The 17,164-nt window shown below is 69.7% G+C and carries 16 protein-coding genes; all 16 read right to left on the reverse strand.

The window, feature by feature from the left end; translation table 11 throughout:
* Positions 1–1,161: ABC transporter ATP-binding protein (locus KHC27_RS08875; RefSeq protein WP_213337998.1), on the reverse strand; the 1,161-nt coding region annotated here is incomplete at its 3' end.
* Positions 1,154–1,981 (reverse strand): ABC transporter permease, encoded by an 828-nt coding sequence (locus KHC27_RS08880; RefSeq protein WP_425514869.1) that lies wholly within the window; start codon positions 1,979–1,981, stop codon positions 1,154–1,156. The genes KHC27_RS08875 and KHC27_RS08880, both read right to left, overlap by 8 nt.
* Positions 1,981–2,991, reverse strand: coding sequence for an ABC transporter permease (locus KHC27_RS08885; protein ID WP_213338002.1), 1,011 nt, complete (start codon positions 2,989–2,991; stop codon positions 1,981–1,983). Before KHC27_RS08885 ends, KHC27_RS08880 begins: the two co-directional genes overlap by 1 nt.
* A gap of 57 nt (positions 2,992–3,048) precedes the next feature.
* Positions 3,049–4,602, reverse strand: a complete 1,554-nt coding sequence (locus KHC27_RS08890) for an ABC transporter substrate-binding protein (protein WP_213338004.1) — start codon at positions 4,600–4,602, stop codon at positions 3,049–3,051.
* 40 nt (positions 4,603–4,642) lie between these two features.
* Positions 4,643–5,587, reverse strand: coding sequence for a homocysteine S-methyltransferase family protein (locus KHC27_RS08895; protein ID WP_213338006.1), 945 nt, complete (start codon positions 5,585–5,587; stop codon positions 4,643–4,645).
* A 213-nt stretch (positions 5,588–5,800) separates the two neighbouring features.
* Entirely contained in the window at positions 5,801–7,069 is a 1,269-nt protein-coding gene (locus KHC27_RS08900; protein ID WP_213338013.1) for an SfnB family sulfur acquisition oxidoreductase, read from the reverse strand.
* Positions 7,070–7,081: 12 nt separating this feature from the next.
* Positions 7,082–8,323 (reverse strand): SfnB family sulfur acquisition oxidoreductase, encoded by a 1,242-nt coding sequence (locus tag KHC27_RS08905; protein ID WP_213338015.1) that lies wholly within the window; start codon positions 8,321–8,323, stop codon positions 7,082–7,084.
* A 59-nt stretch (positions 8,324–8,382) separates the two neighbouring features.
* Entirely contained in the window at positions 8,383–10,053 is a 1,671-nt protein-coding gene (locus tag KHC27_RS08910) for an amidohydrolase (RefSeq protein ID WP_246519782.1), read from the reverse strand.
* A gap of 1 nt (position 10,054) precedes the next feature.
* Positions 10,055–10,930, reverse strand: a complete 876-nt coding sequence (locus KHC27_RS08915; protein ID WP_213338029.1) for an ABC transporter permease — start codon at positions 10,928–10,930, stop codon at positions 10,055–10,057.
* The gene (locus KHC27_RS08920) at positions 10,927–11,706 is read right to left on the reverse strand and encodes an ABC transporter ATP-binding protein (RefSeq protein WP_213338037.1); all 780 of its coding nucleotides are present in this window, start codon (positions 11,704–11,706) and stop codon (positions 10,927–10,929) included. The genes KHC27_RS08915 and KHC27_RS08920 overlap by 4 nt, the downstream gene beginning before the upstream one ends.
* Complete coding sequence (locus KHC27_RS08925) at positions 11,703–12,737, reverse strand: ABC transporter substrate-binding protein (RefSeq protein WP_213338039.1); 1,035 nt, start codon at positions 12,735–12,737, stop codon at positions 11,703–11,705. Before KHC27_RS08925 ends, KHC27_RS08920 begins: the two co-directional genes overlap by 4 nt.
* 41 nt (positions 12,738–12,778) lie before the next feature.
* Complete coding sequence (locus KHC27_RS08930; protein ID WP_213338041.1) at positions 12,779–13,117, reverse strand: 4Fe-4S binding protein; 339 nt, start codon at positions 13,115–13,117, stop codon at positions 12,779–12,781.
* Positions 13,114–14,727: an FAD-dependent oxidoreductase gene (locus tag KHC27_RS08935; RefSeq protein ID WP_246519783.1), complete on the reverse strand. Its 1,614-nt coding sequence runs from the start codon at positions 14,725–14,727 to the stop codon at positions 13,114–13,116. Before KHC27_RS08935 ends, KHC27_RS08930 begins: the two co-directional genes overlap by 4 nt.
* A gap of 66 nt (positions 14,728–14,793) precedes the next feature.
* On the reverse strand, positions 14,794–16,416 hold the full coding sequence (groL, locus tag KHC27_RS08940; protein WP_213338043.1) for a chaperonin GroEL: 1,623 nt from the start codon (positions 16,414–16,416) through the stop codon (positions 14,794–14,796).
* A 31-nt stretch (positions 16,417–16,447) separates the two neighbouring features.
* A complete protein-coding gene (groES, locus tag KHC27_RS08945) occupies positions 16,448–16,735 on the reverse strand; it encodes a co-chaperone GroES (RefSeq protein ID WP_213338045.1) in 288 nt (95 codons plus the stop codon).
* A gap of 47 nt (positions 16,736–16,782) precedes the next feature.
* Positions 16,783–17,001, reverse strand: a complete 219-nt coding sequence (locus KHC27_RS08950) for a hypothetical protein (protein ID WP_213338047.1) — start codon at positions 16,999–17,001, stop codon at positions 16,783–16,785.
* Positions 17,002–17,164: the final 163 nt, after the last annotated feature.

Here is a 17,164-nt window from a genome sequence, read left to right on the forward strand (position 1 = left end):
ATGCTGGCCGGATGACGATTGGAAACCCGGCCGGATGAACGTCGGAATCTGCAGATTGAGCGCCGCGTCCGGGATCTGCTGCACGATCTGCACGCGGCGCACCTGCTCCCGGCTGCGCCGGGCAAGCGCCAGAGGCAGCGGCCCGCCGTGCAGGGTCAGCGCGCCATCGGCATCGGGGTGAAGCCCGGTGATGACCCGGCCGAGCGTCGTCTTTCCCGAGCCGGATTCGCCCACCAGCGCCAGCGTCTCGCCGGCCGCCAGCGAGAGGTCGATCCCCTCGAGCACCCGTGCGCCCCGGCCATAGGCCATGCCCACACCCTCGGCGGCAAGCACGGCTGCCCGCGTCGCCGCCGGCCCTCGTGGCGGCCGGGAGCGACCGGCGGTGACCAGCTGGCGGGTATAATCCTCGCGCGGGCGATTGAGGATGTCGGTCGTCGCGCCGTGCTCCACCGCCCGCCCATGGCGCAGCACGAGGATCTCATCGGCGATCTGCGCGACGACCGGCAGATCGTGGCTGATATAGAGCGCCGAGACACCGGTGGCGGCGATGGCCTGCCGGATCGCCAGCAGCACACCGGCCTGCGTGGTCACGTCGAGCGCGGTCGTCGGCTCATCGAACACGATCAGGCGCGGCTGCTGGCAGAGCGCCATCGCCGTCATCGCCCGCTGGAGCTGTCCGCCGGAGACCTGATGGGGGAAGCGCTCGAGGAAGCGGCGCGGCTCCGGCAGGCCGAGCAGCGCGATCAGTTCCTCGGCGCGGGCGCGGGCAGCGCGGCGGGAGATGCCGCCGGCGCGAAGCGCATTCTCCGTCACCTGCTGGCCGAGGGTCAGCGCCGGGTTGAAGGCCGCGCTGGCCGATTGGGCGACATAGGCGAGGCGCGTGCGCCGCAGCCTCTCCCGCTCGGCGATGTCCAGGGTGAGCAGGTCGCGGCCCTCGAACAGAACCTCGCCGCCGGCCGGGGCGGTGCCGGCGCGGAAGAATCCCAGCGCCGCGAGGCCGAGCGTCGATTTGCCCGCGCCGGATTCACCGATGAGCCCGAGCGTGCGGCCGGGGGCGAGGCCCAGCGAGACGGTCTCGACCAGCAGGCGCGGCGGTGTCGCCGCGCCGGGGCGGGCCGTGAGCGCGATGGAGAGGTCGCGAATAGTCAGCAGTTCAGCCATGTTTGCCCCGGCCCGCCGCGCCGGTCGTCCATTCCTGGAACCAGTCGGTCACATTGCTGACGGCGATGGCGAGCAGCGCGATGGCGGCGCCGGGAATGAGCGCCGCCCACACGCCGAACAGCAGCCCGTCCTTGTTTTCCTTGAGCAGGCTGCCCCAGTCCGTCGCCGGTGGCTGTATGCCGAGCCCGAGGAAGGACAGCGTCGAGAGGAACAGGACCGCGAAGACCAGCCGGACGCCGAATTCGGCGAGCAGGGGCGGCAGCGCGTTCGGCAGGATCTCGCGCAGTATGATCCAGGCGAGCCCCTCTCCGCGCACCCGCGCCGCCTCGACATAATCGGTGGCTCCGACATCCAGCGCCAGCGCCCGGGCAAGGCGGAACACACGGGTCGCATCGAGCAGCGCCATGATGGCGACGAGCACCTCGACGCGGCTCGGCAGGACTGAAAGCACCACCAGCGCGGCGATCAGCGTCGGGATCGCCATGGCGAGATCGTTCACACGGTTGAGGCCGATATCCAGCCAGCCGCGCAGCGTGCCGGCGATGAAGCCGACGGCGCCACCAATGAGGAAGGCGAGCACGGTGGAGAGCGTGGCGATGGTGAGCGTCGTCCGCGTGCTCCAGATCAGGCGGGAGAGCAGGTCGCGGCCGACATTGTCGGTGCCGAGCCAGTTCGCCGCGGAGGGCGGACTCCAGTTGCCGCCGATCACCTCATTGACGCCATGCGGCGCGATCAGCGGCGCGGCAATGGCAAGCACGAGGAGCGCGGCGAGAAAGGTCAGCGACAGGAAGGTCGCCGCCCCGGGGCGGGAAGGGCGCATCATCGCGGATGTCTCAGGCGCGGATTGGCCAGCAGCGCGGCGAGATCGGCGAGGCCGTTGATCACCACATAGACCGCCGCGAACACCAGCGCGCTCGCCTGCACCACCGGCACGTCGCGCTTGGCGACGCTGTCGACCAGATACTGGCCCATGCCCGGATAGACGAAGACCACTTCGATCACCACCACGCCGACCACGAGATAGGCGAGATTGACCGCCACCACGTGGATGATCGGGCCGAGCACATTGGGCAGTGCGTGGCGCCAGACCAGTTCACGGCCCGACACCCCCTTGATCTGCGCCATCTCGACATAGGGCGCGGAGAGCACGTTCAGCAGCGCGGCGCGCGTCATGCTGGTCATGTGGCCAGCCACCGCCAGCACCAGCGTGGCGACAGGAAGCGCCACCGCCCAAAGCCGTGCGCCCAGTGTCATGCCGGGATAGACGGTGGCGCTGCTGTCGAACCAGCCGAGGTTCAGCGCGAACAGCATGATGAGCAGGTAGCCGACGAAGAATTCCGGCAGCGCGATCGCCGCCCGCGTCGAGGCGGTGATCGCCCGGTCGACCGGCCCGTCGCGCCACTGCACGGCCACCACACCGAGCGTGATCGAGAGCGGCACGGCGATGGCCGCGGTGACGCCGGCGAGGAAGAAGGTGTTGCCCAGCCGCTGGCTGATGACCGCCGCAATGTCCTGCCGCGTGGCGTAGCTGGTGCCCAGATCCCCCCGCAGCGCCCCGCCGAGCCAGGCGAAATAGCGCAGCAGCGCCGGTTGATCGAGCCCGAGCTCCGCCCGGATGGCCGCGACCGCCGAGGGGGTGGCGGACTGGCCGAGCATGGCGGTGGCGACATCGCCCGGCAGCAGCTGCGTGCCGGCGAAGATCAGCACCGAGGCGGCGAGCAGCAGCGCGAGCGCGGTGGCGAGGCTGCGGGCAGCCAGCAGCGCCACTGCGCCCGCTCCGGCGAGGGAGCGCGCGAGGCCGCTGGCGGCCGGGGTGCGGAACGACGGCATGACGTTTTCCACGTTCGGCGGAAGGCGAGGGCGCCGCAGGACGCCCCGCCCGGCGCATCAGCTTTCCAGCCAGACCTTCTCGGCGACCTTGAAGCCGCTGAGCGCGAGGCCCGGCACGCTGGTGAAGCCGCCGACATTGGAGCGGGCGCCGTCGAGGCCGTCGGCACGGACGGGGATGACCTCGCTGCCCTCGTCGGCGATCAGCACCTGCACGTCGTGATAGATCTGCTTGCGCTTGGCCTCGTCGGTCTCGGCGCGGGCGGCGAAGACGAGCTGGTCGAGCTTTTCGCTCTTCCAGGCCGACTCGTTCCACTCGGCATTGGACAGGAACACCAAGGACAGGATGGCATCCGGCGTCTGCCGCGTGCTCCAGTTCGAGGCGACGAAGGGCTTCTTCAGCCAGACATTGTCCCAGTAGCCGTCGGACGGCACGCGATCCACCTCGAAGGGGATGCCGGCCTTCTGGGCCGAGGCCTGGTAGAGCTGCGCCGCGTCCACCGCGCCGGTGAAGCCGGAATCGGAGGCGGAGAGCACGACCTTGCCTTCGAAGCCCGCCTTCTTCCAGTGGAAGGCCGCCTTGTCGGGATCATAAGGCCGGGTCGGAATATCGGCGGCGTAGTAGCGGCTGGACGGCACGATGGGCTGGTCGTTCGCCACGGAGCCCACGCCGGCCAGCACCGAATTCAGGATCTGCTGACGGTCGATGGCGTATTTCAGCGCCAGCCGGGCGTCGATGCTGGTGAAGGGCGCCTGATTGGCAAGGGCCGGGAAGGTGTAGATCGCCGCATCGGGAGAGCGGTGGACCTTCACATTCGGCGCGGCCGAGACGCGCGACAGCAGGCGCGGCTCGACGCGGTTGATGATGTGGGCCTTGCCGCTGAGCAGCGCGGCGATGCGCGCCGTGCTGTCATTGATGGCGATGGTCTCGACCGAGTCGACATGGCCGCGACTGGAATCCCAGTAGTTGGGATTGCGCTTGGTCAGCGTGCGCACGCCCGGCTGGAAGTTCTCCAGCACGAAGGCGCCGGTGCCGATGCCCTTGTTGAAGTCGCCGCCATCCGGGCCGATGCCGAAATGCACGTCAGCGAGCAGATAGGGCAGATCGGCATTGCCGCCGCTGAGCGTGATGGTCAGCTCGCCCGGCGCGGTTTCCTTCAGCTCGGTGACGGTGTCGAGATAGACCTTGGCGGCCGACTTCGACTTTTCGCCGCGATGATGGTTGAGCGAGTAGATCACGTCGGCGACGGTCAACGTCTTGCCGTTGTGGAACTGGACCCCCTTGCGCAGGCGCAGCACCCACTCGGTCGCGCCCTTGCGCTGTTCCCAGCTCTCGGCGAGAGCCGGGCGCAGGCTGCCGGTCTCGTCGATCTCAACCAGCGTGTTGAAGAGCTGGGCGCCCGCGACATAGGCGTAGATCTCGAAATAGGCTGCCGGATCCAGAACATCCGTGGTCGAGGCATTGTCGACGCCGAGGATGAGGTGGCCGCCCTTCTTGGGTGTTTGGGACGACTGGGCGAAAGCGCCGCCGAGGGGCAGGGCGCCGGCGAGAAGCGCGCCGCCCGCGCCCTTCAGCAGGCTGCGGCGGTCAAGCGACAGGAAGGAGTTGGACATGAGTGTAAACTCCGAAATCGGAAACTGAGATGGCGCCGGTTCAGGACGGGCGTCGCAAAGCGGAGGACAGCGCGGCGATGTAGTCGGGGCCGATGCCACAACACCCGCCGATGATGGACGCGCCCGCGTCGTGCCAGCGCCGCGCGAAGGCGAGATAGGCGGGCGGGTCGAGGTCGTGCCGGAGATCGCTGAGCTCCGCATTGGCCTGCGGCTCATGGTCATGCGAATGCGGGGCGAAGGCATTGGCATAAACGCCGATCGCGGGACGGGCGTGCGCCGGCAGCTCCGCGAACACCGCCGTGGCCTCGCGGATCGCCGCCTCCATCACGCCGGCATGGCTGCAATTGAACAGCAACGCCGACGCGCCGAGTTCCAGCGCGGCCTGCGCCGCCTCGGTGATCGTCTCGCCGGAGCGGACCTGCGCGGGGCGGCTACCCGCCTCCACATCCTCCGGGTGGGAATCGTCGAGCGTGAAGGAGACCCAGAAGGGCCGCGTGTCCTCGGGCCCTATGGCGCGGCGCGCGGCGCGGGCCTCGGGGATGGACCCCTGCGTCTCGGCGAGCCACAGATCGACATGCGGTGCGAGGCCGGCCACCAGCGGGCCGAACAGGCGCGCGGCTTCCTCCGGGCGGAACAGGTCCGGCCGGTAGGAGCCGAAGACCGGCGGAAGCGAACCGGCGAGCCTTACCCCCGGACGGCCGGCCGCCGCGACGGCCTCGCGGCCCAGGCGCCCGGCGAGATCGGCGAGCTCGACGCCGCGCGCGGCGAAGCGCTCCTCGCCGATATGGAAGGGAACGACGGCGTAGCTATTGGTGGTGATGATGTCCGCTCCGGCCGCGACAAAGGCGTCATGCACCTGGCGCACATGGCCCGGGCTTTCGAGCAGCGCGAGCGCCGACCACTCCGGCTGGCGGAACGGCGCCCCGATCCGCAGCAACTCTCGGCCCATCCCGCCGTCGAGGATGGTGACGGTCTCAACCGACATGAAGGCACTCCCTGACACGACTATGGTACCCTTCATCGACAGGTACCATCCAGTTGTCAACTAAATCCATAGATTATTAGTTCTACCGCTGTGGATCGCTCGTTCGGCGAGGGGAGGCCGCGCAAGGCTTGATCCTTTCAGCCATTCGCTGATGGCCGGGAATGTCCCCAGGCCGTCAGGTCAGCGTGTTGCGCCGGCTCTGCCTCCCGGTCATCACAGCGCCCCATGCCGCGGCGGGATGCGGCCATTGAGGTGGTAGGCGCCGATCCAGTGATGTTTCCACCGCACCGGATCGTGCAGCGTATGGGTGCGCACATTGCGCCAGTAGCGATCCAGATCATCGGCGCGATCGGTCGCCGAGGTGCCGCCGAGCTCCAGCAGCTTGTTGGCCGCGAGCAGGCCGGCGCGGTGGCTGGCCGCCCGCGCCTCGGCCACGGCGACGGAGGCCGCCGCGACATTCGCCTCGTCAGGGGCCGCCTGGGCGACATCGACATAGCGGCCGGCGCGCTCGATCAGCGCATCGGCCGCGGCAAGGCGCACGCGCACCTCGCCGAGCGCGTGCAGCGTGAGCGGATCCTCGCTCGCCCGCGAAACCCCGCCGTCGATCCAGGCGCGGGCCCGCTCGCGCACGAAAGGCAGCGTCGCCTCGAAGGCGCCGCGGCCGATGCCGAGATCGATGCCGGCATGGATGATCTGGGCGAAGGGGCCGATCGCGGTCGGCCGGTCCAGCGAGGCCTGGAAGGGCACGACCCATTCCGGCTCGACGCGCACCCGATCAAACAGGATCGAGCCGGAACCGGTGACGCGCTGGCCGAAGCCGTCCCAGTCGTCGATCAGCGTGACGCCGGGCGCCTCGCGCGGGATGAAGACGAGGTAGCTGACCTCGCGGCCGTCCTCCTCGGTGTTCACCATGGTGGGAATGCGGTGGGCGAAAAGCGAGCCGGTGCAGTAGAACTTGCGCCCCTCGACATACCAGCCGGCGGGATCGCGCACGAGGCGCGTGCGCCGGTTGTAATCCCGCGCGCCGATCTCCGCGAGCGCGTTGCCGAAGCGCTCGCCCGCCAGCACACGCCCATAGAAGAACCGCTTCTGCGCCTCGGTGCCGCCGTTGCGCAGCACCTCAAGGGCGTAATAGTGGTTCTGCGGGATTTGCCCGAGCGAGCCGTCGGCGGCCGAGATGATCGCCGTCACCTGCGCGACCGTCGCGGACGTCACGCCCGGTCCGCCATACTCGCGCGGAACGGTAATCGCCCAGAGCCCCGACTGGGTGAACTGCTCGATCTCCTCCCAGGGCAGACGCCGCTCAAGGTCGCGCGCGGCGGACCCGGCGGCGAACCCAGCGGCGAGGTCGCGCGCGGCGGCAAGCGCCTCCTCATGCCCGGCAAGGCGCGGTACAGGGCGCGGCGGCGGGGCGCTGCGGAGCACGAGAGCGGCATCGGGTTCGCTTGCGGCGGCGACCCGTGGTGTGGACGTGAAGCTCATGCCGGGTGGTCCTCAGTTCCACTGGTGCCGCTGCGGCAGGGCGCCATTCAGCGTGTAATTGCCCAGCAGGTGGTACTTCCACCGCACCGGGTCGTGCAGCGTGTGCACCCGCGCGTCGCGCCAGTAGCGCCCGAGATTGTAGGCTTCGCGGGTCGACGACGAACCCGCGAGTTCCGTGAGGCGCTCGGCGGCCTCCAGCGCGATTTCGGTGGTGAGGATCTTTGCCTCGGCGACCGCGACGGAGGCCTCGGCCGAGCTTTCGGCCGTGACCGGGGCGGCGGCGATCCGGTCGAGCGCGCGGCCGGCGCGCGCCAGCACCTCCTGCGCCGCGTGCAGGTCGATCTCCAGCCGGCCGATTTCACCGATGATGTAGGGGTCTTCCGTCACGCTGGCGACGGTGAAGGGATAGGCGCGTGTCCTGGTGCGCACGAAATCCAGCGCCGCCTCGACCGCCCCGGCGGCGATGCCCGCGTCAATGGCGGCCTGGATATGCTGCGAGCGTGGCCCGCCAAGACCGGGTCTTCCCGCGAGCGGAGACAGGTCGATCAGCAGCCCCTCGTCGACGGGGGCCGCCTCGAACAGCACCGTGCCGCTGGCGGTGGTGGTCTGGCCGAAGCCCTGCCAGTCATCGACCACCCGCACGCCCGGCGCATCGCGCCGCACCCAGGCGAGAACAGGTCGGCCGGCCCCGTCTACCGCGCGGGTGGGAATCCAGTGGGCGAAGATCGCCCCCGTGGAGTAATAGCGCCGCCCGCTCAGGACGAGCCCGCCGGCCGTGCGGGAGAGCTGTGTCGTCACATGGGTGATGGCACGGCCATGGCGCTCCGGCCCCGCATTGCCGATGCGATGGCCGGCGAGAATGTCGGCATAGATGCGCGCCTGCTGCTCCGGGCTCGCCGCCTCGCGCACCAGCGCCAGCACGCCGAACTGGTTCTGCGGCATCTGCGCGACCGAGGCATCGGCGGCGGCGAGGATGGCGAACACCCGCGCGACCGTTTCATGCGAGACATCGGCCCCGCCAAAGTCGCGGGGCACGGTGATCCCACCAAGACCGCTGGCGGTGAACAGCTCGATCTCATCCCAGGGCAGGAGCCGCTCGCGATCGCGCAGCGAGGCGCCTTCGGCGAGCCGGGGTGCGAGGGCCTCCGCGACCTCGATGGCCTCCGCATCCGAGGAAATCAGATGCGGGCGGGAGGGCGGGCGTGGGCGCCGCTCTGGCGATGCGGGAGCCTGGGCCGCGGGAAAATCGGACATTGTGAGGTGTTCCGGGGGTGCAGGAGTTAAGTGTTTGACTTTGCGTTCTTTTGATCGGTTCAGGTCACGTCGTGGACGATGCGGCCGTCGACGATGGTCAGGCGCGCGGAGATCGCGCGTATGTCCTCGAGCGGAACGGCTGTCGGGTCGTGGGACAGAACGACGACATCCGCCGCATAGCCGGGCTTGAGCGGTCCCTTCCATGTCTCGTCGAAGCTGAGCCGGGCGCCCGCCACGGTGAACAGGCCGAGCGCGGTCTCCACGTCGAGCCGCTGGTCCGGTCCGATGACGCGTCCACTCAGCCGCTCCTGCCGGGCGCAGGCGACCCATAGGGTGAAGAACGGGTCGTAGGGAATGTTGTCCGTGGCGATGGCGAGGGGAATGCCGGCGTCGAGGATATGGCGGTGCGGAACGATCCAGTCCCCGTCCTCCGCCTCGGCCAGATAGCGCGCGCCGCCCTTCCAGAGGAAATAGGTCGGGATGGTCGTCACCAGCACGCCGAGCCGGGCGAGGGCGGCAAGGTCCGCCGCGCTGGTGCGCCCGACATGCTCTATCACCCACCGCCGGCCGTGCAGCGGATGGCGCTCATTCACCGCCTCGAGCACCGGCACGATCTCGTGGAGCTTGTCGCTGACGATGGTGTGCAGGCGCAGCTCGTGTTCGGCGGCGAGAAAGGCGGCTTCGCGGAAATCCGCCGGCGTCACCGCCTGCTCGACAAAGCCGGACCAGCCGGTGTCGGGCAGATGCGCCCGCGCGCAGCAGGCGGTCGCGGCGTCCCCGCCATAGGCGATGTGGATGCCGGAGACGCGCAGCCAGCCATCCCCGAGCCCGGAGCCCCGCGCCGAGGCCAGCCAGTCGCGCATGATGCGCCTGGCTTCCGCCACATCCGACCAGCTTGGCGAAACGACGAGCCCGACGCGCACCGACAGCTCGTCACGTTCCCAGAGCTGGCGATAGACCGAGATGCTCTCCGCCGCCGAGCCGTGCCCCTCATAGATGCTGGTCGTGCCCTTGGCGTTGTAGAGCTTCTGCGACAGCCGCACGCCCTCCAGCCGGTCCTGGAAGCCGAAACGCGGGACGGCGGGAAGAATATCGAACTCCACCGTCGGTCGGTTGTTGCGCTCGATGATGACGCCGGTGGGCTCCCCCGCCGTGTCCTTGAGAATCTCCACGCCAGCGATGCGGGGCGCGGTGTCCCGGGTGATGCCGTTGAGCGCCAGCGCCCGGCTGTTGAGCGCGCTATACCCCGGCGGCTGGCCCCAGTTGCCGAACACGCCCTGAATGTAGACGGGGTGATCGGGCGCGGCGGCATCGAGCTCGTAACGGTCGGGCACGTGCCCTTCCTCGAGCGTCTGCGGCCCGTCGAAGAAGAAGGGCGGCGTGCCGACCGGCATGGTCACGATCCAGTCGCCCGATGGCGTGGTCCGCGCGGCGGCGCGCACGCGGGCCACTATGTCCGCGACGTTGCGCACGCCGGCGAGCGAGGGGCGCCGCTGCTTGAGGCCCTCGCGCTCCATATGGGCGTGGGCGTCGTTGATGCCGGGAATGACGGTGGCGCCGTCGAGGTCACGCACCTCGGCCCCGGGACCGGCTTGCTCCAGCACCTCGTCGCCGCCGACCGCGATCAGGCGCCCGCCCCGGAACGCCAGAGCGGAAGCCCGCGGACGGGCCGGATCGAAGGTGATGACATGCGCGTTGCGCAGCACGGTCGTTGCCAGTCGCTTGGTCATGTCAGGATGTAATCTGGTACCAGGGGAACAGCCGGCGGGCGATGGCGACAAAGGCTCGGTCGACCAGGAAGCCGACGGCGCCGAGCACGGCGAGACCGATGAACATGATGTCCACGCGGAAGAGCTGGTGGCCTTCCGACATCATATGGGCGATGCCCGACGAGGCGCCCGACATCTCCGCCGCCACCAGGACCACCAGCGAGACGGAAAGCGCCTGACGGATGCCGGTGAGGATGAAGGGCAGTGCGGCGGGCAGCACGACGAGGAACAGCGTGGTGAGGCGGCCGGCGCCGAGGCAGGCGGCGGAGCGCAGATAGATCGGGTTCACGTCCCGCACGCCGATGAAGGTGGTGATCCACAGCGGGAAGAAGGCGCCCCAGGCGATGAGCGCGGTCTTGGAGACCTCGCCGATGCCGAACCACAGGATGCAGAGCGGGATCAGCGCGATCGCCGGGATCGAGCGGAAACCGTGCAACAGCGGTTCCAGCAGATATTGCAGCCAGGCCAGCCGCGCGGTCAGCACCCCGGCGCCGATGCCCAGTCCAAGAGCCACGCCGAAGCCGGAAGCGGCCCGCACGAGGCTGACGCGGATGTCGTCGAGGATCTGGCCGGAAAGGAGCAGCGGCACGAAGGTCGCGAACACCTGCGAGGGTGGTGGAAACAGCACCTCGTTGATCCAGGTCGAATAGCGCGGGATCAGCTCCCAGGCGATGACGAACAGCACAAGGCCGGCGATGTTGAGCGCGATCCGCCACCCGGCGGCGCGGCGGAGCCTGCGGCGATGGGCCGCCCGGAACGTCGCCTCGAAGCTGTCGGCCGGCGCCGGTGCGCTGCGGCTTGCCCGATGATCCGTGGTTTCGGAGGAGACGAGGCTCATGCGGCCCTCCTTCCATGATGCCCCGCCAGCGCGCCCGCGATCTCGGCATAGAGTTCGGCGAAGCGTGCCGAGCCGCGTTCCCGGGGATGCGGGGCGTCGATGGCGAGATCGGTGCGAAGGGTGCCCGGATGGGCGCCCATCACGACGACGCGCTGGGCGAGGAAGGCGGCCTCGTCGACGTTGTGGGTGACGAAGACGACCGACACGCCGGTCTCCTGCCACAGCCGCAGCAGGTCTTCCTGCAGGGTCTGGCGGGTCATGGCGTCGACCGCCGCGAAGGGTTCGTCCATCAGCAGCACTTCCGGCTCGACCACGAGCGCGCGCGCCACGGCGACGCGCTGGCGCATGCCGCCGGAGAGCTCGTGCGGGTAGCGATCGGCGGCGTGGGGAAGGCCGACCCGTTCGAGCGCCCGCAAGGCCTGCCGGCGCCGCTCGGCGCGCGGCACGCCGCGTGTGCGCAGGCCGAATTCGACATTCTGCCGGGCCGTCATCCAGGCGAACAGCGCATAGTCCTGGAACACCACGACCCGTTCGGGCCCGGGACCGGTGATGGGCGCCCCGGCGAACGATACCGTGCCGCTGGTCGGCCGGACGAAGCCGGCGATCAGGTGCAGCAGCGTGGTCTTGCCGCAGCCCGAGGGGCCGATGAGGCAGACGAATTCACCCCGGCCGATGCGCAGCGACACATCGCGCAGCGCCCAGTTCGGCGTGCCGTCGCGTCCCGCATAGACCTGCGAGACGCGCTCGGCCGCGATGAGCGCGGCATCCGCGCTCACGACAGGGTGACCCGGTCGGGATACAGCGCCTTGGTGGGACCGTCGGCGATCAACCCGCGCAGCAGGGTGCGCAGGTCGCCCTCCGGCGCCTTGGCGAGGCGGGCGGCGATGGCCCAGTTCGCCTCGGTCACCAGATCGTCGAGGAAACGCTGGTCGAAGCCGAGCTTGAAGGTGAAGGTGGAGGTCGCCTGGCGGATCTGCTCGGCGGGCGTCTTGATGCGCTCGGCGATCAGGGCAGGCCAGTCCGGATCGGTGCTGATGCGCTGCTCGGCGGCGTTGAGGGCCTTGAGCGCGGCGGTCACCGCCTCGGGCTTTTCCTTAAGGACCTTTTCCGTCGTGAGGAAGAGCTGGTGGCTCTGGAAAAAGGGTTCGATCCCCTCCAGCGTCATCTCCACGATCTTGCCGCCCGTCTGCTTGTCGGCCACCGCGACCGCCTGGCTGCTCCAGGCGAAGCCGTCGATGTCGCCGCGCGCGAGCGTGGTCGCGAGGTTGCCCGGCGCCACATTGACCACGGTGATGTCCTCGGGCTTCAGCCCGGCGAGGTCGAGATAGCGGGCGAGCAGATATTGCCCGGACGTGCCGACCGGCGTGCCGATCTTGCGGCCCTTGAGGCTGGCGGGCGTCTTTGGATCGACGCCGACATCGCTGCGCACGACGATCCGCATGTCGCGCGAGTAGCGGGAATAGTTGATGACCGCGAGCGGCTTCAGGCCGTTCAGCGCGGCGAAGACCAGGGGCGTGTCGGTGGACGCCGAGAAGTCGGCCGAGCCGGTGAGCAGCGCCTGAAGTGCGTCGCGACCGGAATCGAAGGAGGCGGTCGTCAGCTCGACATTCTGGTCCTTCCAGTAGCCTGCGGCCTCCGCCACATAGGGCACCGCCCAAGTATAGCCGACGCTGCCGTAGGCCACCTTCACGGGAGTGGGGGCCTGCGCGCGCAGGATGGAGGGCGCGAACAGCGCCGCGGCGCCCGCGCCGAGACCCGCCAGCAGCTGGCGACGATCGGGTGACAGCGTGTCGAGGGGGAAGGCCATGGTGATCGTCCTTGCTGAAACGAGCCAACCGTTGCGGGCGGCTAGAAACCCTTGATGAGGCGGAAGGTGGAATCGATCCGGCGGCGCGGGGCGGTCTGCGGCGACCAGCCGATGACCGCGCGGTAGGAGCCGACCAGCCCGGCCTCGATCAGCGCGGCCTCATCCACCTCGACGGCGTGGTCGGCCTCCGGCGCGACATAGAGCGCGTCCTCGGGGCAGTAGAGCTCGCACATGAAGCAGGTCTGGCAGTCCGCGCCCCGGGCGATGGTCGGCAGGGCACCGGCCATCGCCTTCGGCGCGGGATCGAAGACGTTGGTCGGGCACACGGCGACGCAGATGTTGCAGCCGGTGCAGCGTTCGGCGCTGACGAGCTCGATCATGCCGCCAGCTCCGCCTGCGGGCGCGCCAGTGGCGCGGCGGGCGCGGCCCAGGCCTCGTCCAGCCCGCCGCTGAAAATGTGGCGCAGCTGCGTGGGGTCGGCCTCGGGATGGTCCGCCCGCCGGTGCATGCCGCGCGATTCCGTGCGGGCGAGCGCGCTGCGGTACATCCAGCGCGCCACCGCGGTCATGGCGGCCGCCTCGCGCGCCTTCACCACCTCCGCCGTGCCGGCGGCATCGGCTGCGCGCAGCGACTGCCAGAGCCCGTCGAGCCGACCGAGCGCGGCATGCAGCCCGTCGCCCGAGCGGAAATAGTTGATGTCGAACGGGAACACCTCGGCCTGCACACGCCGGGTCGCCTCCTGCGGGTCGAAGGCCCGTGCCGTGCCCGCGCGCAGCCCGACCGTCCCGGCGGGAGCCGCCCCGCGCCGGGCGCCGCGCTGGCGCGTCCCGTGCGCCGCGGCGCCCGCACCGGCCCATTGGCCCGAGGAGATCGCCCAGGCGGCGTTGTGGCTGCCGCCGCCGGTGAAGCCGCCGCAGATCAGTTCGCGGGTCGCCGCGTCGCCGGCGGCGAAAAGGCCGGGAACGGTGGTGGCGCAGCTCTCGTCGACGATCCGCAGGCCACCCGTGCCGCGCACCGTGCCTTCCAGCCGCAGCGTGACCGGAAAGCGCTGGGTGAAGGGGTCGATACCCATGCGGTCGAAAGGCACGAAGAAGTTCGGCTGTGCCTCCCGCATCGAAGCGCGCAGGCCCGGCTCGGCCTGGTCGAGCCGGGCATAGACCGGCCCGCGCGCGAGCCAGCGGGCGATGATGGAGCGTCCGCCCTGCGAGGCCGCGCCGGGGATCGCCGCGCCGCCGGGCTCGGTGAAGGTCGCCCATTTGTAGAGCAGCGTCTTGGTGACGGAGGCGAAGGTCGGGGAGATGCCGTAGGCGTTGGAGAACTCCATGCCGGAGAGTTCGGCGCCGAGTTCCGCCGCCATGAGCAGGCCGTCGCCGGTCAGAACGTTGCAGCCCAGCGCGCGGCTGAGGAAGGCGCAGCCGCCGGTGGCGATCACCACCGCGCCCGCCCGCACCGCCCAGTCATCGCCCTGCTGGCGGCGCAGCCCGCGCGCCCCGGCGACGGCGCCCTCCGCATCGACGAGAAGTTCCAGCGCCGGGCTGTGGTCGAGGATGCGCACACCGGCGCCCTTCACCAGCTTGCGCATCAGCCGCATATATTCCGGGCCTTGCAGCGAGCCGCGCGCCGGCGCGCCCTCATCGTCGAGCGGGAAGGGATAGCCGCGCGCTGCGAGCTCATCGACGCTCCGGTGCGTGCGGTCGAGAACGCGCATCGCCCAGCGCCGGTCGGCGAGGTGCCCGCCGAGGGTGTCGCGCGCCAGAAAGGCGGCCTGCCGCCGCTCCGGGTCGGGCGGCACGTACCACACGCCGGTGCCCGAGGGCGCGGTCGCGCCCGATGTGCCGCAGAACCCCTTGTCGGCGAGCACGACGCGGGCGCCGGCGCGCGCCGCCGCCAGTGCCGCCCAGGTGCCGGCGGGACCGCCGCCGAGAACCAGCACATCCGCATCGAGATCGAGCGCCGCGCGGGTGGCCGGCACGTCTGGCTTCAGGCTCATGGCGCGCGCTCGTTGTGCGGGGGAGAGAAAACCCGCCCGGCAGTGCCGGGCGGGTACCGGTCTCGCTCAGAAGTCGACGCCGCCCGGGGCGGGGAGGGCCGGCTTGTCGCGCGGCAGCTCGGCGATCAGCGCCTCGGTGGTCACCAGCAGGCCGGCGACGGAGGCGGCGTCCTGCAGGGCGGTGCGCACGACCTTGGCCGGATCGACGATGCCGGCGGCGATCAGGTCGACATAGGTCTCGTTCTGGGCGTCGAAGCCGAAGGTGGCCGACGTGTTGTCGAGGATCTTGCCGACCACGATGGAGCCTTCCACGCCGGCATTCTCGGCGATCTGGCGGATCGGGGCTTCCAGCACGCGGGCGATGATCTGGATACCGGCGCGGATGTCCGGATTGTCGGACTTCAGGGCCTGCACCGCCGCCTTGGCGCGCAACAGCGCGACGCCGCCGCCGGGAACGATGCCTTCCTCGACCGCGGCGCGGGTGGCGTTGAGCGCGTCGTCGACGCGGTCCTTCTTTTCCTTGACCTCGACTTCGGTGGCGCCGCCGACGCGGATCACCGCGACGCCGCCGGCGATCTTGGCGAGGCGCTCCTGCAGCTTCTCGCGGTCATAGTCCGAGGAGGTCTCCTCGATCTGCTGCTTGATCTGGGCGACCCGCGCCTCGATATCGGTCTTCTTGCCGACGCCGTCGACGATGGTGGTGTTCTCCTTGTCGATGCGCACGCGCTTGGCACGGCCGAGCTGGGCGAGGGTGACGTTCTCCAGCTTGATGCCGAGATCCTCGGAGATGACCTCGCCGGCGGTGAGGATGGCGATGTCCTCGAGGATCGCCTTGCGGCGGTCGCCGAAGCCGGGGGCCTTGACGGCCGCGACCTTGAGGCCGCCGCGCAGCTTGTTGACGACGAGCGTGGCCAGGGCCTCGCCCTCGACATCCTCGGCGATGATGAGCAGCGGCTTGCCGGCCTGCACCACGGCTTCCAGCACCGGCAGCAGGGGCTGGAGCGAGGCAAGCTTCTTTTCGTGGATGAGGATGTAGGGGTCGTCGAACTCGACCGTCAGCTTCTCGGCGTTGGTCACGAAGTACGGCGAGAGATAGCCGCGATCAAACTGCAGCCCTTCCACGACGTCGAGCTCGGTCTCGGCGGTCTTGGCTTCCTCGACGGTGACGACACCCTCATTGCCGACCCGCTGGAAGGCGGTGGAGATGATCTGGCCGATCTCGGTATCGCCATTGGCGGAGATGGTGCCGACCTGGGCGACCTCGTCGGAGGACTTCACCTTCTTGGCGCGCTTCCTGATGTCGGCGACCGCCTCGGCGGTGGCGAGGTCGATGCCCCGCTTGAGATCCTGCGGGTTGAGGCCGGCGGCAACGGACTTCGCGCCCTCGCGGACGATCGCCTGCGCCAGCACGGTGGCGGTGGTGGTGCCGTCGCCGGCGAGATCGTTGGTCTTCGACGCGACCTCGCGCACGAGCTGGGCGCCGAGATTCTCGAACTTGTCCTCGAGCTCGATCTCCTTGGCGACGGAAACGCCGTCCTTGGTGATGCGCGGCGCGCCGAAGCTCTTCTCGATCACGACATTGCGGCCCTTGGGCCCCAGCGTGACCTTCACCGCGTTGGCGAGGATGTCGACGCCGCGCAGCAGGCGCTCACGCGCGTCGGAGGAAAAACGTACGTCCTTGGCAGCCATGTCAGGCGCTCCTCGATGTCTTGAAAACGGCTCAGGCGATCACGCCGAGAATGTCGGCTTCCTTGAGGATCAGCAGGTCGCGCCCATCGACCTTGACCTCGGTGCCGGACCACTTGCCGAACAGCACGCGGTCGCCGGCCTTGACATCCAGCGGGACCAGCTTGCCGGCCTCGTCGCGCCCACCGGGGCCGACGGCGACGATCTCGCCCTCGGAGGGCTTCTCCTTGGCGGTGTCGGGAATGATGATGCCGCCCTTGGTCTTCTCCTCGGCATCGAGGCGACGGACGACGACACGGTCATGCAACGGGCGAAAAGCCATCGGGATAAGTCCTTGAAGAAATGGATATCATGCCGAGCGTCCGATCCTCAGGACGCGGAGAGCGGAAAGCTGCGCCGCAGCTTCGCGAGCGCGCCGCGGGCCGCGGCGTGGATGTCCTCGACCGTGGCGAATTCCTGCCCATCCAGCCCGTTGAACCGGTGGTTCGAGGCGTGGAAGCGGAAGCCGCTGTCGAGCCGCGCGGCGAGCCCGGCACGGCACCCGGCCACGGCGACGATGAGGATGTCGGAACGAGTCTGCTCGGTCATGAAAAGAAGAATATAAAAACGATAGATTTAATCAACAAAAAGATGGGCCGTTGGCGCGGGCTTTCGCGCTACCGCGGCTCGGGCACCCCTCACGATGCATGTGGATATCCCGCCCGGGGTTTGCCGGGCGGGGGGGTCAGCGGAGGCCGCGGCGGGCCTGGAT

It is taken from the genome of Ancylobacter lacus, from assembly GCF_018390635.1.
Lineage (GTDB): Bacteria > Pseudomonadota > Alphaproteobacteria > Rhizobiales > Xanthobacteraceae > Ancylobacter > Ancylobacter lacus.

What these genes read in the sequence shown, in the direction of transcription:
- KHC27_RS08880 (WP_425514869.1), bottom strand. Translation starts at nt 1,981, where the DNA reads ATGCGCCCTTCCCGCCCCGGGGCGGCGACCTTCCTGTCGCTGACCTTT.
- KHC27_RS08885 (WP_213338002.1), bottom strand. Translation starts at nt 2,991, where the DNA reads ATGCCGTCGTTCCGCACCCCGGCCGCCAGCGGCCTCGCGCGCTCCCTC.
- KHC27_RS08890 (WP_213338004.1), bottom strand. Translation starts at nt 4,602, where the DNA reads ATGTCCAACTCCTTCCTGTCGCTTGACCGCCGCAGCCTGCTGAAGGGC.
- KHC27_RS08895 (WP_213338006.1), bottom strand. Translation starts at nt 5,587, where the DNA reads ATGTCGGTTGAGACCGTCACCATCCTCGACGGCGGGATGGGCCGAGAG.
- KHC27_RS08900 (WP_213338013.1), bottom strand. Translation starts at nt 7,069, where the DNA reads ATGAGCTTCACGTCCACACCACGGGTCGCCGCCGCAAGCGAACCCGAT.
- KHC27_RS08905 (WP_213338015.1), bottom strand. Translation starts at nt 8,323, where the DNA reads ATGTCCGATTTTCCCGCGGCCCAGGCTCCCGCATCGCCAGAGCGGCGC.
- KHC27_RS08910 (WP_246519782.1), bottom strand. Translation starts at nt 10,053, where the DNA reads ATGACCAAGCGACTGGCAACGACCGTGCTGCGCAACGCGCATGTCATC.
- KHC27_RS08915 (WP_213338029.1), bottom strand. Translation starts at nt 10,930, where the DNA reads ATGAGCCTCGTCTCCTCCGAAACCACGGATCATCGGGCAAGCCGCAGC.
- KHC27_RS08925 (WP_213338039.1), bottom strand. Translation starts at nt 12,737, where the DNA reads ATGGCCTTCCCCCTCGACACGCTGTCACCCGATCGTCGCCAGCTGCTG.
- KHC27_RS08930 (WP_213338041.1), bottom strand. Translation starts at nt 13,117, where the DNA reads ATGATCGAGCTCGTCAGCGCCGAACGCTGCACCGGCTGCAACATCTGC.
- KHC27_RS08935 (WP_246519783.1), bottom strand. Translation starts at nt 14,727, where the DNA reads ATGAGCCTGAAGCCAGACGTGCCGGCCACCCGCGCGGCGCTCGATCTC.
- groL (WP_213338043.1), bottom strand. Translation starts at nt 16,416, where the DNA reads ATGGCTGCCAAGGACGTACGTTTTTCCTCCGACGCGCGTGAGCGCCTG.
- groES (WP_213338045.1), bottom strand. Translation starts at nt 16,735, where the DNA reads ATGGCTTTTCGCCCGTTGCATGACCGTGTCGTCGTCCGTCGCCTCGAT.
- KHC27_RS08950 (WP_213338047.1), bottom strand. Translation starts at nt 17,001, where the DNA reads ATGACCGAGCAGACTCGTTCCGACATCCTCATCGTCGCCGTGGCCGGG.